Here is a 12602-nt window from a genome sequence, read left to right on the forward strand (position 1 = left end):
CGCGGCCCGGAAGCCGACATGGCGGCCAGCGCCGTGGCCGCCCAGCCCGGCGTGCGCGCGGCGCTGCTGGACTGGCAGCGCGACTTCGGCCGCACCCATGGCGCGGTGCTGGACGGGCGCGACATCGGCACCGTGGTCTTCCCCGATGCGCAGGTGAAGCTCTTCGTCACCGCCAGCGCCGAGGAACGCGCCCGCCGCCGTTGGCTGGAGCTGCGTGGGCGGGGCACCGAGGTGGCGCAGGAACAGGTGCTGGCCGAACTCCGCGCCCGGGACGAACAGGACGCCGCCCGTGCCGTGGCGCCCATGAAGCCGGCGGAAGACGCCGTGCTGATCGACACCACCGAGCTGGATGCGGATGCCGCCTTCGCACGGGCGCTCGCGGTGGTGGAAGGGAAGCTCTCCGCGGCCTGAGCCGGGGCCAAAGAGGGCTCTGCCCTCTCTGGACACTCCCGCCGGGGTGACAGTGTCACCCCGGACCCCGCCATCAGTTTTTTTAGGTAACAAGCCGGGCGCGCCGGAGGTCCAGGACCTCCGGCGACGACGGGTTCAGCCCGGGTGACGATTTTGAAAAGCTGGCGCCGCGCTGCGGCCCCAAGGAAAAACTCGAAGCGGGGTCCGGGGTGGACTTTCCACCCCGGCGGGGGTCCAGGGGGCAGCGCCCCCTGGCCTGTCCTGTCAGTAGCGCGACGGCCGCGCCACCGGCTCTGCCGGGGAGCGGTCGGCCGTATCTTCCGCGAAGATGTCGCGGTCCTTGGTTTCCGGCACGAAGAAGGCGCCGATCACCACGGTCGCCAGGGCGATCACCACCGGGTACCAGAGGCCGTAATAGACGTCGCCGGTCTGGGCGATCATGGCGAAGGAGGTGGCCGGCAGCAGGCCGCCGAACCAGCCGTTGCCGATATGGTAGGGCAGCGACATGGAGGTGTAGCGGATGCGTGTGGGGAAGAGTTCCACCAGCGCCGCCGCGATCGGGCCGTAGACCATGGTGACGTAGATCACCAGCAGGGTCAGGACCAGGATGCTGACGGCCACCTGTTCCCGGAAGATGTCGAAGGGATGCGCCATCTTCACGACGGAGGGGTTGGAGGCCGCCGGGTAGCCTGCCGCCGTCACGGCCGCGCCCAGGGCCTGGGTGAAGTCCGGCGTATTGGCCGCCAGGCTGGTCTGGCCGATGCGCACGGTGGCCACGCTGCCGGGGGGCGCGTTCTCCACCGAATAGTTCACCGAGAGCCGCGCCAGGCCGGACTTGGCGATGTCGCAGCTATTGGTGAAGCGCGCGGTGCCCACCGGGTTGAACTGGAAGGAGCAATCCGCCGGGTCGGCCTGCACCACCACGGCGATGTCCCGGTGCGCGGCATGGAGGGAGGGGTTGGCCTCGGCGCTCAGCAGCTTGAAGAGCGGGAAATAGGTCACGGCCGCCAGCAGGCAACCGCCCAGGATGATGGGCTTGCGGCCGATCTTGTCCGACAGCCAGCCGAAGAGCACGAAGCCGCCGGAGCCGATCAGCAGCGCCCAGGCGATCAGCAGGTTGGAGGTATAGCCATCCACCTTCAGGATCGAGTTGATGAAGAACAGGGCGTAGAACTGGCCGGTGTACCAGACCACCGCCTGGCCGGCGACGAGGCCGAGCAGCGCCAGGATGGCGACCTTGGCGTTCTTCCACTGGCCGAAGGCTTCCGTGAGCGGCGCCTTGGAGTGGGTGCCTTCCTCCTTCATCTTCTTGAAGGCGGGGCTTTCCTGGAGCTGCATGCGGATCCAGACGGAGATGCCGAGCAGCAGGATCGAGACCAGGAAGGGAATGCGCCAGCCCCAGTCGAGGAAGGCGGCCTCGCCCAGCGCGGAGCGGGCGAAGAGGATGACCAGCAGTGACAGGAACAACCCGCCCGTGGCGGTGATCTGGATGAAGCTGGTGTAGAAGCCGCGGCGGCCATGCGGCGCGTGCTCGGCCACATAGGTGGCGGCGCCGCCGTATTCGCCGCCCAGCGCCAGCCCCTGTAGGCAGCGCAGGATGATCAGGATGATGGCCGCCGAGATGCCGATCTGGTCCGAGGTGGGCAGGATGCCGACGACGAAGGTCGAGGCGCCCATGATCAGGATGGTGACAAGGAAGGTGTATTTCCGCCCCACCAGGTCGCCCAGCCGCCCGAAGACCAGGGCGCCGAAGGGCCGCACCAGGAAGCCCGCCGCGAAGGCGAGGAGCGCGAAGATGTTCCGCGTGCCCTCGGGGAACTGGCTGAAGAACTTGGCGCCGATGATCGCGGCCAGCGAGCCGTAGAGATAGAAGTCGTACCATTCGAAGACGGTACCGAGGGAGGAGGCCAGGATGACCTTCCTTTCCTCCCGCGTCATGGGCCGGGTCGCGGCGCCAGAAGTTGGAATCGCGGTAGCCATTGGTTGAACGATGTCCCTGCCCTGTCCCGGATGCCTTTGCTCCAGGATCATGTTGATGGTCACTTGTTCTGTCCCGCGTCTTCGGCGGGTTGCCTGGCGGTGCCGTTTTGCGGCACTGCCTCAGGACGAGTGTGACCTTGCGGAACAGCGGAGGGGAATCACCGAAGCAGGGCCGGAAGGGTTATCACAAAAATGTGATATCAGTCCTCGCGCCCAGGGCGCCGCGCCTCCGCCAGAACCGCATCACATGCCAGGATTTCCCGTATGGGCACCTGCAACGCTTCCCCTGCCCGCAAGTTGGCCCATATGATCAGCGTTCAGAACGTCCGTGCATGATGCCGGCGCCTGGGGCGGAGCGGTCCTATCGCCTAGCCCCCATGTTCCGGTGAATGGCGCAGAGGGGCCCGCGATGGATACGCTCCGCAGTCTTGCCGATTACACCATCCGGCGCGCCATGGGCCTCGCCGCCCTCGTTATCGCCATGGTCATGCTCCTGCTGGCCCCCCGCCCGATGATGGCCTTGCAGAGCGGCGCCCTGATGACGGCGGCGCTTTGGCTCGGCATGTGGGCGGCGGCGCTGCGCGTGCATCGGATGGACCTGCGCGGCACCCGCCTCTGGCCCGTGCTGGCCGGGGAAGGCGCGCGCCACCTGCGCAGCCCGGAAGGCCAGCGCCAGCTCGCCGCCATCCTGGCTGAAAGGCTGCTCTGGCACGCCGACCGCGCGGGCATGGTCGCGCTGGGCCTTGGCGGCCTGACACTGGCGATGTTCGGCTATAGCTCGCTGCCGGGCTGAGGCGGCAGGCACGCCCGGGCCGCGCCTCGTTACCCTTCCGCCGGCGCGGCCGGTTGACGCATTCCCTCCCGATGCGGATGGTGCAATGGGTCCATGTGGAAGGGGGGCAGGAACATGAGCCAGTCACAGCTCACGATCGTGCCGGCGGAACGGGTGGAGGAACGCCCCAAGCCGGCGCGGCCACGCCCATCCTACCGGCTGGACGAATCGGTCGGCCACCTGCTGCGCCGCGCCCACCAGCGCCATGCGGCCCTGTTCCAGGAACGCGGCTCCGTGGGCGGGCTGACGCCGACGCAATTCGCCACCCTGCTGCGCCTGGGCGAGCTCGGCACCGCCACCCAGAACGCGCTGGGCCGCGCCGTGGCGCTGGACCCCGCCACCATCCAGGGCGTCGTCGCCCGGCTGCGGGACCGCGGGCTGGTGGAGGCGGGGCGCGACCCGCTGGACCGCCGCACCGTGGTGCTCTCCCTCAACGAGGCCGGCGCCACCGCCCTGGCCGAGGCCGCCCGCCAGGGCAGCCAGGCCAATGAGCGCCTGCTCGCCCCCCTCTCGGCCGAGGAGCGCCGGATGCTGATCCGCCTGCTCCGCCGCCTGCTGGGCTGAACCACCGATCGGGCCTAGATTGAACCCCATGACCCAGACCACCGATTTCGGCTTCCGCACCGTCGACCGCGAGGCCAAGGCCTCCATGGTGCGCGAGGTCTTCGATAGCGTCGCGCCGAAATACGACGTGATGAACGACCTGATGTCGCTGGGCCTGCACCGGGCCTGGAAGCACGCCTTCGTCGCCGCCATCGGCGCCGGGCCCGGCGACACCCTGCTGGACCTCGCGGCTGGTACCGGCGACGTGGCCTTCCTGGCCAAGAAGCGGGGCGCCGGCAAGGTCATCCTCTCCGACATCAATGCCGCCATGCTGGGGGTGGGCCAGGGCCGCGCGCTGCAGAAGGGCCTGGCCGAGGGCCTGGAATTCGTCTGCTCCGACGCCGAGAAGATCCCCTTGCCCGCCGGCAGCGTCGAGCGCGTCTCGATGGCCTTCGGCCTGCGCAACTGCACCGACAAGGACGCGGTGCTGCGCGAGGGCTTCCGCGTGCTGCGCCCGGGCGGGCGGATGTGTGTGCTGGAATTCTCGAACCTTGAGGTCGAGGCGCTGAAGCCGGTCTACGACGCCTGGTCCTTCAAGGTGCTGCCCGCCATCGGCGCGCGCATCGCCAAGGATGCCGACAGCTACCAGTACCTGGCCGAAAGTATCCGCATGTTCCCGGACCAGCCGACGCTGGCCGGCATGATGGAACGCGCGGGCTTCGAGCGGGTGAAGTGGCAGAACCTGTCTGGCGGGATCGTGGCGATCCATACGGGCTGGAAGTTCTGAAGACAGGGGCGCTGCCCCTGGACCCCGGCAGAGGGCGCTGCCCTCTGCACTCCCGCCGGGGTGGAAAGTCCACCCCGGACCCCGCTGCGAGTTTGGCCTCGCGCGGCATGCAAACGGTGCGCTGTCCGCGCGGGCGGATTTTCACAAGAAAAGCCACGCAGGCTGAGGCCGCAGTCGCCTGATGCCAATGGCATCAGGCGGAACCGGCCAGCCGCATCCTAAACGAATGGCGTGGTCCGGGGTGACACTGTCACCCCGGCGGGGGTTCCAAGGGGGCGGCGCCCCCTTGGCCCCGGCTGCGTCAGGCCCGCTTGCGCTCGATCGCGTCCCAGATCGCCTTCTCCAGGTGCACGCCATCGAAGCGCGCGATCTCCTGCAGGCCGGTGGGGGAGGTGACGTTAATCTCGGTCAGGTATTCGCCGATCACGTCGATGCCGACGAAGATCAGCCCGCGCTTCTTCAGTTCCGGCCCGATGCGGGCGCAGATCTCCTTGTCGCGCTCGCTCAGCGCGATCTGTTCCGGCCGGCCGCCGACATGCATGTTGGAGCGGCTTTCGCCCGCCGCCGGCACGCGGTTGATGGCGCCCATCGGCTCCCCATCCACCAGGATGATGCGCTTGTCGCCTTCCCGCACGGCGGGGACGTATTGCTGGATCATCAGCGGTTCGCGCGACTTTTCCGCGTAGAGTTCCAGCAGGGCGTTGAGGTTGCCGTCCTCGGGCCGCAGGTGGAAGACGCCGGCGCCGCCATTGCCGAAGAGCGGCTTGACGATGATGTCCCCGTGCTTCTCGCGGAACTTGCGCACTTCCAGCGGGTCATGGGTGATCATGGTGTCCGGCATCAGGTCCGGGAACTGCATCACGAACAGCTTCTCGGGCGCGTTGCGCACGCTGGCCGGGTCGTTCACCACCAGGGTCCTGGGGTGGATCATCTCCAGGATATGGGTGGCCGTGATATAGGCCATGTCGAAGGGCGGGTCCTGGCGCATCAGCACCACGTCCATGGTGGAAAGGTCCACCTCCCGCGCCTCGCCCAGCGTGTAGTGGTTGCCCTTCTCCCGGCGCACTTCCACCGGTTGCATGCGGGCCAGCACCTTCCCCGCCGTCAGGGTCAGGTCCTTGACGTGGTAGTGCCAGAGCGTGTGGCCCCGCGCCTGCGCCTCCAGCATGAGAACAAAGGTGCTGTCGCCGTCGATATTGATGCTGTGGATCGGGTCCATCTGGACCGCGACCTGCAAGGCACGCGTCATGGGTGGTCCTCGTCGGTTCTTCTCGTCGCTTGCAGTGGTGGCATCGCGCGCGACGGATTGCCAGGGGGCGGGATGCGCGAAGCCGCTGGCCAGCCCGCGCCGCGGGGCGTCATGATACGCTTTCGCAACGCAGCGAAAGGGATTCCCGATGCGGAGACGGATGCTGGCCCTGGCGGCCGCGACGATGCTGACGGCGGTGCCCGCCCTGAGCCAGACAACCGGCACGCCGGGCCTTTGGGGCGTCTACGAATCGGCGCTGAAGGGCGCGAAGCACATCGACCTGACGCATGCCTTCGCGCCTTCCCAGCCGGTCTGGCCGGGCTTCGGGCATGCGGAATTCGCCCCTGCCCGGGCTGGGGCCGATATCCCCGGCTATGTCGCCAAGGGGGAGGAATATACCTACGAGAAGCACGGCTTCGTCGCCTCCGCCTATGCCCTCACCACCGACCAGTACGGCACGCAGCTGGACCCGCCGGCGCATTGGAACCCGCTGGGCGCCACCATCAGCGACCTGCCACCCACCTATGCCATCCGCCCGCTGGTAGTGATCCCGATCCAGGAGAAGGTGGCCACCGACCCCGGCTACCACCTGCAGGTGGCGGATGTCGCGGCCTGGGAATCCCGCCATGGCCGCATCCCGGAAGGGGCGGTGGTGATGGTGCGCTCCGACTGGTCCAAGGGCTGGGCGGACCAGGCGCGCTTCAACCAGAAGCCCTTCCCTGGCGTGTCGCTCGATGCGCTGAAGTTCCTGCACCTGGAGCGCAGGATCCTGTTCCATGGGCATGAGCCGCTGGACACCGACACCACGCCCAACCTGGAGGGCGAGCACTGGCTGATGCACAACAACTTCACCCAGGCCGAGGGCGTGGCCAACCTGGACCAGGTGCCGGAGGCCGGGGCGCTGGTCGCCATCGGCTTCGCCAGGCCGCTGGGCGGCACCGGCGGCTATGCCCGCTACATCGCCATCGCCCCCGCCGACTGGCCACATGGCGTCACGGTGGCCCAGGCCCCCGGCGCGCCGCTGCCCACCCAGGCGCATCCGCTGAAGCGCGATGCGCGGGGGGTGATGCGGCCCACGCCCTGACCCCGGTTGACCGCGCGCCCGGCAGGCCGGATTGATGCCGGCATGACGATCCTCTCCGGCAAGGCCAGGCTGGCGGGCGTGCTCGGCTGGCCCGTGTCCCATTCCCGCTCCCCCCGCCTGCATGGCTTCTGGCTGCGCCGCCATGGCATCGACGGCGCCTATCTGCCACTGCCCGTGGCGCCGGAGGATTTCGCCACGGCGCTGCGCGGGCTGGTGGCGCTGGGCTTCCGCGGCTGCAATGTCACCATCCCGCACAAGGAAGCCGCCTTCGCGCTCTGCGACGAGGTGGACGAGACCGCCCGCCGCATGGGCGCGGCCAATACGCTGATCTTCCGGGAAGGGCGCATCCACGGCTCCAACACCGATGGCTATGGCTTCCTCGAATCCCTTTATGAGCAGGCGCCGGGCTGGGCCGCCACCGATGGCCCCGCCGTGCTGCTGGGTGCCGGCGGCGCCGCCCGCGCCCTGGCCGTCGCGCTGCTGGATGCCGGCTGCCCGCGCCTGAGCATCGTCAACCGCAGCACCGGCCGCGCCGAGACCCTGGCGGAAAGCCTGGGCGACAGCCGCGTCTCGGTCGCCGCCGCCCCGCCGCTGGAGGGCGCGGCCCTGCTGGTCAACAGCACCAGCCTCGGCATGGCGGGCCAGCCCCCGCTGGAGATCGACCTCTCCCCCCTGCCCGCCCATGCCGTGGTGGCCGATGCGGTCTATGTGCCGCTGGAAACGCCGCTGCTGGCCGCCGCCCGCGCGCGCGGCCTGCGGGCCGTGGATGGTCTTGGCATGCTGCTGCACCAGGCCCGCCCGGGCTTTGCCGCATGGTTCGGCACCGAGCCGGCGGTGGATGCCGAACTGCGCGCCTTCGTGGCCGGTGACATTCCGGAAACCGCATGAAAGTCTGGGGCCTCACCGGCGGCATCGGCATGGGCAAGTCCACCGCCACGGGCGTGATCCGCCGCCGCCATATCCCGGTCTTCGACGCCGATGCCACGGTGCATGCCCTGCAAGGGCGCGGCGGCCGCGCCGTGGCGCCGATCGGCCAGGCCTTCCCCGGCTCCATCCGTGACGGCGCGGTGGACCGCGAGGCCCTGCGCCGCGCCGTGCTCGGCAACCCCGCCGCCCTGCGCCGGCTGGAGCGCATCGTCCACCCTCTGGTCCGCGCCGAGGAACGCCGCTTCCTGGCCGCCGCCCGCCGCCGCGGCCGCCCCCTGGCCGTGCTGGACATCCCCCTGCTCTTCGAGACACGGGGGGAGCGCCGCTGCGACGCCGTGGTCGTCGTCACCGCCCCGGCGCCGGAGCAGCGCAAGCGCGTCCTGGCCCGCCCCGGCATGACGCCGGAGCGCCTCAACGCCATCCTGAAGCGCCAGACGCCTGACCCGCTGCGCCGCGCCCGCGCCGACCATCTGGTGCGCACCGGCCTGTCGCGCCACAACACCCGCCGCCAGATCCTGGCCCTGCTGGAGAGATACGCATGAGCCGCGCCCTGGTCCTGGATACCGAGACCACCGGCCTCGACCCCGCCACCGGCGACCGCGTGCTGGAAGTGGCGGCGGTGGAGCTGATCAACCTCGTGCCATCCGGCCGCCACTACCACGTGCTGATCGACCCCGAGCGCGACGTGCCGGAGGAAGCCAGCCGCATCCACGGCTTCACGCGCGAGATGCTGATCGGCAAGCCGAAGTTCGCCGAGATCCTGCCCGGCCTGCTGGAATTCCTGGGCGACGACCCGGTGGTGGCCCACAACGCCGTCTTCGACTTCAACTTCCTGGACCACGAGTTCAAGCGCGCGGGTGCTGCGCCCATCCCGCGCTCCCGCATGGTCGATACGCTGGTGCTGGCCAAGAAGCGCTTCCCCGGCCTGCCCAACAGCCTGGACGCGCTGTGCCGGCGCTACGGCATCGACAACTCCATGCGCACCTCGCACAATGCGCTGTTGGACGTGCAGCTGCTGGCGCAGGTCTACCTGGAACTGATGGGCGGCAAGCAGCCGGGGCTGGAACTGGCCACCTCCCGCGCCGCCTCCTCCGCCGGGCCGGTGCTGCTGGACGCGGCACCGGTGAACCGCACCCCGCGCCCGATCGTGCCGACGCCAGAGGAACTGGAAGCCCATACGGCCTTCCTGAAGAAGCTGAAGGAACCGCTCTGGACCGTGGCGGCGGAGTAAGGGCGGCCACCGAGGCCAAAGAGGGCTCCGCCCTCTCTGGACACACCCGCTGGGGTGACAGTGTCACCCCAGGCCCTGCCTTCTGATTTTCAGGTGACCGGCCGTGCGCGCCGGAGGTCCTGGACCTCCGGCGACTGCGGGTTCAGCCCGCGTGGCCATTTTTGAAAAGCTGGCGCCGCGCTGCGGCCCCAAGGGAAAACTCGAAGCGGGGTCCGGGGTGGACTTTCCACCCCGGCGGGGGCGTCCAGAGGGGGCAGCGCCCCCTTTGGCCCCGGCTGGTCTCCTTACGCCGCTACCCGCCGCCGGCGCCGCAGCAGCTCCCGCAGATCGAAGGCACCGAGGACGAAGGTGGCGCCGAAGTAGCTGACCAGCCCCCCCCCCACGAGAGCGCCGAGGCCCAGGAAGCGCCACAGCCCTGTGGCCGGGAAGATCAGCGCCTCCAGCCCCCAGAGGATGGCGCCCATCACCAGGGCCGCGCCCAGCAGGCGCCAGGAGTTGCGGCGCAGTTGGCGGTCCGCCACCCAATGGCCGCGCCGCACCAGCACCAGCGCCAGCAGCCCGGCATTGGCCCAGGAGGAGAGCGCGGTGGCGAGCGCGATGCCGACATGCTGGAGATGCGGCGTCAGAGCCAAGTTGAGGCAGAGATTGAAGGCCACGGTGGCGATGCCGATCTTCACCGGCGTCGCCGTATCCCCGCGCGCGAAGAAGCCAGGGGCCAGGGACTTGATCAGCACATAGGCCGGCAGGCCGGCGGCATAGGCGGCCAGGGCCGGGGCGGTGGCGGCCACCTTGTCGGCGGTGAAGGCACCACGCTCGAACAGCACCGAGAGCATGGGCTGGGCGGTGACGACCAGCGCGACGGCGGCGGGCAGGGTCAGGGCCAGGGAGAGTTCCAGGCCGCGGTTCATGGAACGATGGGCGGAGAGCGCCTTGCCCGAGCGCAATTGGCGCGACAGCACCGGCAGCAGCGCCGTGCTCATGGCCGCGCCCACCACGCCGAGGGGAAGCTGCGCGAGGCGGTCGGCGTAGTTCAGGTAGGAAATCGCCCCGGCCGGCAGCCAGGAGGCGATGAACATATCCACCGCCAGGTTCAACTGCGTCACGCTGGCGCCCAGGATGCCGGGCAGCATGCGGCGCAGCACCTGCCGCGTGTCCTCGCTCAGCTTGGGGAAGGAGAGCAGGCGGAAGCCAAGGCCCGCCTTGTTGCAGGCCCAGACCACCACGATGAGCTGCAGCACGCCGGAAGCCATGGTGCCCCAGGCCAGGGCATGGGCCGGCGTCTCCACGAAGGGCGTCAGCCCGAAGAGCGAGACGATGGCGCAGAGGTTGAAGAGCAGCGGCGCCCCCGCCGCCAGCGCGAACTTGTCCGCCGCGTTCAGCACGCCGGAGACCAGCGCGGTGAGGCAGATGAAGAGCAGGTAGGGGAAGGTGATGCGGGAGAGTTCCACCACCAGGTCGAAGCGCAGCGGCTCATCCGCCAGGCCGGGGGTCAGCACCGCCATGATCTGCGGCATGAAGATCATGCCCATGACCACCAGCAGGGAGAGCCAGAGCGTCATCAGCGTGGCCATGCGCTCGGCCAGCATCCGGGCCTTGGCGGGGCCATCCAGCGTCAGCGCGGCGGTGAAGGCGGGCACGAAGGCGGCGTTGAAGGCGCCCTCGCCGAACAGCCGGCGGAACATATTGGGCAGGCGCAGCGCCAGGAAGAAGGCATCGGCCACCGGGCCCGCGCCCAGAAAGGCGGCGATCAGCATGTCCCGCACGAAGCCGAGGATGCGGCTGGCGAAGGTCCAGCCACCGATGGTCAGAATATTGCGGAGCATGAAGTCCCTGCGATGTTCGGAGCGCGGCCAAGGGGCTCCGCCCCTTGGAACCCCGCCGGGGTGGAAAGTCCACCCCGGACCCCGCTGCCGGTTTTTTCCGCGAACTTCAAGGCCGCAGCGCGGCACTTTCGCCGCGCGCGCGGAAGAATGAAAAAAGGCTAACCCTGGGGCTAGCCTTCCACCCGCAACTGGTGGCGGGGTCCAGGGGGCGGCGCCCCCTGGCCTCGGCTGATCAGGCGTTGGCGACCGGCGCCGCCGCCGCGGTCTGCGCGCCGCGGCGGCTCTGCCACAGGGCCACGAAGTCGATGGGAGAGAGCAGCACGGGCGGGAAGCCGCCGTCGCGCGTCACATCGGCCAGGATGTTGCGGGCGAAGGGGAAGAGCAGGCGCGGGCATTCCACCAGCAGCAGCGGCTCCACCATCTGCGGCTCCACGTTCAGGGTGAAGATGCCGCAATAGACCAGCTCGGCGATGAAGGCGGGCTGGCTGGCGCCGTTGATCTGCGCCTGGGCATCGGCGCGGATCTGCAGCGCCACCTCATAGACATTGCCGCCTTCCTGCAGGGCGCGGGCCTGCACGTCCAGCGACAGGTCGATGCGCGGCTGCTCGCGCAGCTGGGTGAAGATCTCCGGCGCGCCCGGCACCTCGAAGGACAGATCCTTGGTGTATTGGAGGTTCATCACCAGCGGGCCGGTGGGCTGGCCCGGCTGGGCGGCGCCGTTCGGGATGGGGTTCTGGGTCTCGGACATGGCGGGCCTCGCGGAGGATGCGGTCTGGGATATCAGGCTGGCGGGGTAGCACGCCCGGGGCGGGCTGTCAGGAATGCTTCCAGACGATGCTCTCGGGGGCTGGCTCGGTCGGGTCGCAGCGCAGCCACTCGCCATTGCCCATCGAGCGGCCGGTCATGGAGAGAATAAAACCCCAGTGGGAAACCACCACGGTATGGGCCCAGTCCTCCAGCGCCGCCATTTCCTGGCGGAACAGCCGGGCGCGGCCTTCCACATGCTCGGCCGGCTCCTCGATGGCGGGCCACCAGACCTCGTCGATATGGGAAAGGTCGTGGTCGGGCCATTCCAGCGCCAGGGCGGTGCGGGGGGTGCCAATGTCGCAGGCAAAGGCATAGCGCTCCCGCACCAGCGGCTGGATGGTCACCGGCAGGCCGAGGCGGCGCGCCAGGGGCGCCGCCGTCTGCAAGGCGCGGGTATAGGGGCTGGCGATGATGCGGCGGATGCCGCCGCCGGTCTCGGCCAGCAGCGCCTCGGCGGCATGTTCCGCCTGCTGGTGGCCCAGTTCGGTCAGGCGCGGGTCCTGGATGCCGGGGTCGCGGCGGGTGGCGGTGAAGTGAAGATTGAACTCGCTCTGGCCATGGCGCAGCAGGATCATCGCAACTCCTCGCTCTCCATCCGGTAGAGCCTTCAGGCCGGTTTCAGCAGATCGGGGCCGTCAGGGCCAGTGCGGAGCCCATGAGACCCGGGAATCCGGCAGGCGCGGCACGGCAAACCCGTTGCGGCGGCAGGGTGCGCGTCCTAAGTGACGAAAGATGAGGAGAATGCAATGTCCGGCGCCTTTCCGGTCGATCTGATCCTGTTCGCCATGGTCGCGGCCTTCCTGGTGCTGCGGCTGCGCAGCGTGCTGGGCCGCCGCCAGGGCTTCGAACGCCCGCCGCAGGAAGCGCGCGCCGCCGAGCCATTGCGCCCGGTGCCCACGGCAGCGCCGGATGCCACCCCCGCCGCGCC

Annotated in this window: 13 protein-coding genes and 1 pseudogene; 9 read left to right on the forward strand and 5 right to left on the reverse strand. The window is 69.6% G+C overall.

Features of this window, described 5'->3' with window-relative positions; all coding sequences use genetic code 11:
- The coding region (locus IBL25_RS19790; RefSeq protein ID WP_187780237.1) for a (d)CMP kinase at nucleotides 1-411 on the forward strand (411 nt) is incomplete at its 5' end.
- Nucleotides 412-675: 264 nt separating this feature from the next.
- Here IBL25_RS19790 and IBL25_RS19795 read toward each other — a convergent pair.
- Complete coding sequence (locus IBL25_RS19795; protein WP_202986829.1) at nucleotides 676-2391, reverse strand: MFS transporter; 1716 nt, start codon at nucleotides 2389-2391, stop codon at nucleotides 676-678.
- Between the two features lie 409 nt (nucleotides 2392-2800).
- On the opposite strand from IBL25_RS19795, the gene IBL25_RS19800 reads away from it, so the two are divergent.
- The 3 genes from IBL25_RS19800 to IBL25_RS19810 all read left to right on the forward strand — a co-directional run bounded on the left by IBL25_RS19800 (nucleotide 2801) and on the right by IBL25_RS19810 (nucleotide 4553).
- Nucleotides 2801-3184 carry a hypothetical protein gene (locus IBL25_RS19800; RefSeq protein WP_187780238.1) on the forward strand — a complete coding sequence of 128 codons (384 nt, stop codon included), beginning with the start codon at nucleotides 2801-2803 and terminating at the stop codon, nucleotides 3182-3184.
- A gap of 114 nt (nucleotides 3185-3298) precedes the next feature.
- The gene (locus IBL25_RS19805) at nucleotides 3299-3787 is read left to right on the forward strand and encodes a MarR family winged helix-turn-helix transcriptional regulator (protein WP_187780239.1); all 489 of its coding nucleotides are present in this window, start codon (nucleotides 3299-3301) and stop codon (nucleotides 3785-3787) included.
- Nucleotides 3788-3815: 28 nt separating this feature from the next.
- On the forward strand, nucleotides 3816-4553 hold the full coding sequence (locus tag IBL25_RS19810) for a class I SAM-dependent methyltransferase (protein WP_187780240.1): 738 nt from the start codon (nucleotides 3816-3818) through the stop codon (nucleotides 4551-4553).
- Nucleotides 4554-4854: 301 nt separating this feature from the next.
- On the opposite strand, the gene gshB is transcribed toward IBL25_RS19810, so the two are convergent.
- Nucleotides 4855-5802 (reverse strand): glutathione synthase, encoded by a 948-nt coding sequence (gene gshB / locus IBL25_RS19815; RefSeq protein WP_187780241.1) that lies wholly within the window; start codon nucleotides 5800-5802, stop codon nucleotides 4855-4857.
- A 148-nt stretch (nucleotides 5803-5950) separates the two neighbouring features.
- On the opposite strand from gshB, the gene IBL25_RS19820 reads away from it, so the two are divergent.
- The 4 genes from IBL25_RS19820 to dnaQ are packed head-to-tail and all read left to right on the forward strand — an operon-like array spanning nucleotide 5951 to nucleotide 9044.
- Nucleotides 5951-6886, forward strand: a complete 936-nt coding sequence (locus IBL25_RS19820) for a cyclase family protein (RefSeq protein ID WP_187780242.1) — start codon at nucleotides 5951-5953, stop codon at nucleotides 6884-6886.
- Between the two features lie 42 nt (nucleotides 6887-6928).
- Complete coding sequence (locus IBL25_RS19825; protein ID WP_194433777.1) at nucleotides 6929-7774, forward strand: shikimate dehydrogenase; 846 nt, start codon at nucleotides 6929-6931, stop codon at nucleotides 7772-7774.
- Nucleotides 7771-8355: a dephospho-CoA kinase gene (gene coaE, locus IBL25_RS19830; RefSeq protein WP_187780243.1), complete on the forward strand. Its 585-nt coding sequence runs from the start codon at nucleotides 7771-7773 to the stop codon at nucleotides 8353-8355. The genes IBL25_RS19825 and coaE overlap by 4 nt, the downstream gene beginning before the upstream one ends.
- Nucleotides 8352-9044, forward strand: coding sequence for a DNA polymerase III subunit epsilon (gene dnaQ / locus IBL25_RS19835; RefSeq protein WP_187780244.1), 693 nt, complete (start codon nucleotides 8352-8354; stop codon nucleotides 9042-9044). The genes coaE and dnaQ overlap by 4 nt, the downstream gene beginning before the upstream one ends.
- A gap of 284 nt (nucleotides 9045-9328) precedes the next feature.
- Here dnaQ and murJ read toward each other — a convergent pair whose 3' ends face one another.
- From murJ to IBL25_RS19850, 3 genes are all read right to left on the reverse strand, one after another.
- Entirely contained in the window at nucleotides 9329-10867 is a 1539-nt protein-coding gene (gene murJ / locus IBL25_RS19840) for a murein biosynthesis integral membrane protein MurJ (protein WP_187780245.1), read from the reverse strand.
- A 232-nt stretch (nucleotides 10868-11099) separates the two neighbouring features.
- Nucleotides 11100-11615, reverse strand: coding sequence for a protein-export chaperone SecB (gene secB, locus IBL25_RS19845; protein ID WP_187780246.1), 516 nt, complete (start codon nucleotides 11613-11615; stop codon nucleotides 11100-11102).
- A gap of 67 nt (nucleotides 11616-11682) precedes the next feature.
- Nucleotides 11683-12249 (reverse strand): histidine phosphatase family protein, encoded by a 567-nt coding sequence (locus tag IBL25_RS19850; RefSeq protein WP_187780247.1) that lies wholly within the window; start codon nucleotides 12247-12249, stop codon nucleotides 11683-11685.
- 171 nt (nucleotides 12250-12420) lie between these two features.
- Between IBL25_RS19850 and IBL25_RS27025 the strand changes: the two are divergent.
- A pseudogene (locus tag IBL25_RS27025) lies at nucleotides 12421-12602 on the forward strand (Tim44/TimA family putative adaptor protein); the annotation flags it as partial.

The sequence above is a fragment of the Pseudoroseomonas ludipueritiae genome (genome assembly GCF_014490445.1).
Classification (GTDB): domain Bacteria; phylum Pseudomonadota; class Alphaproteobacteria; order Acetobacterales; family Acetobacteraceae; genus Pseudoroseomonas; species Pseudoroseomonas ludipueritiae.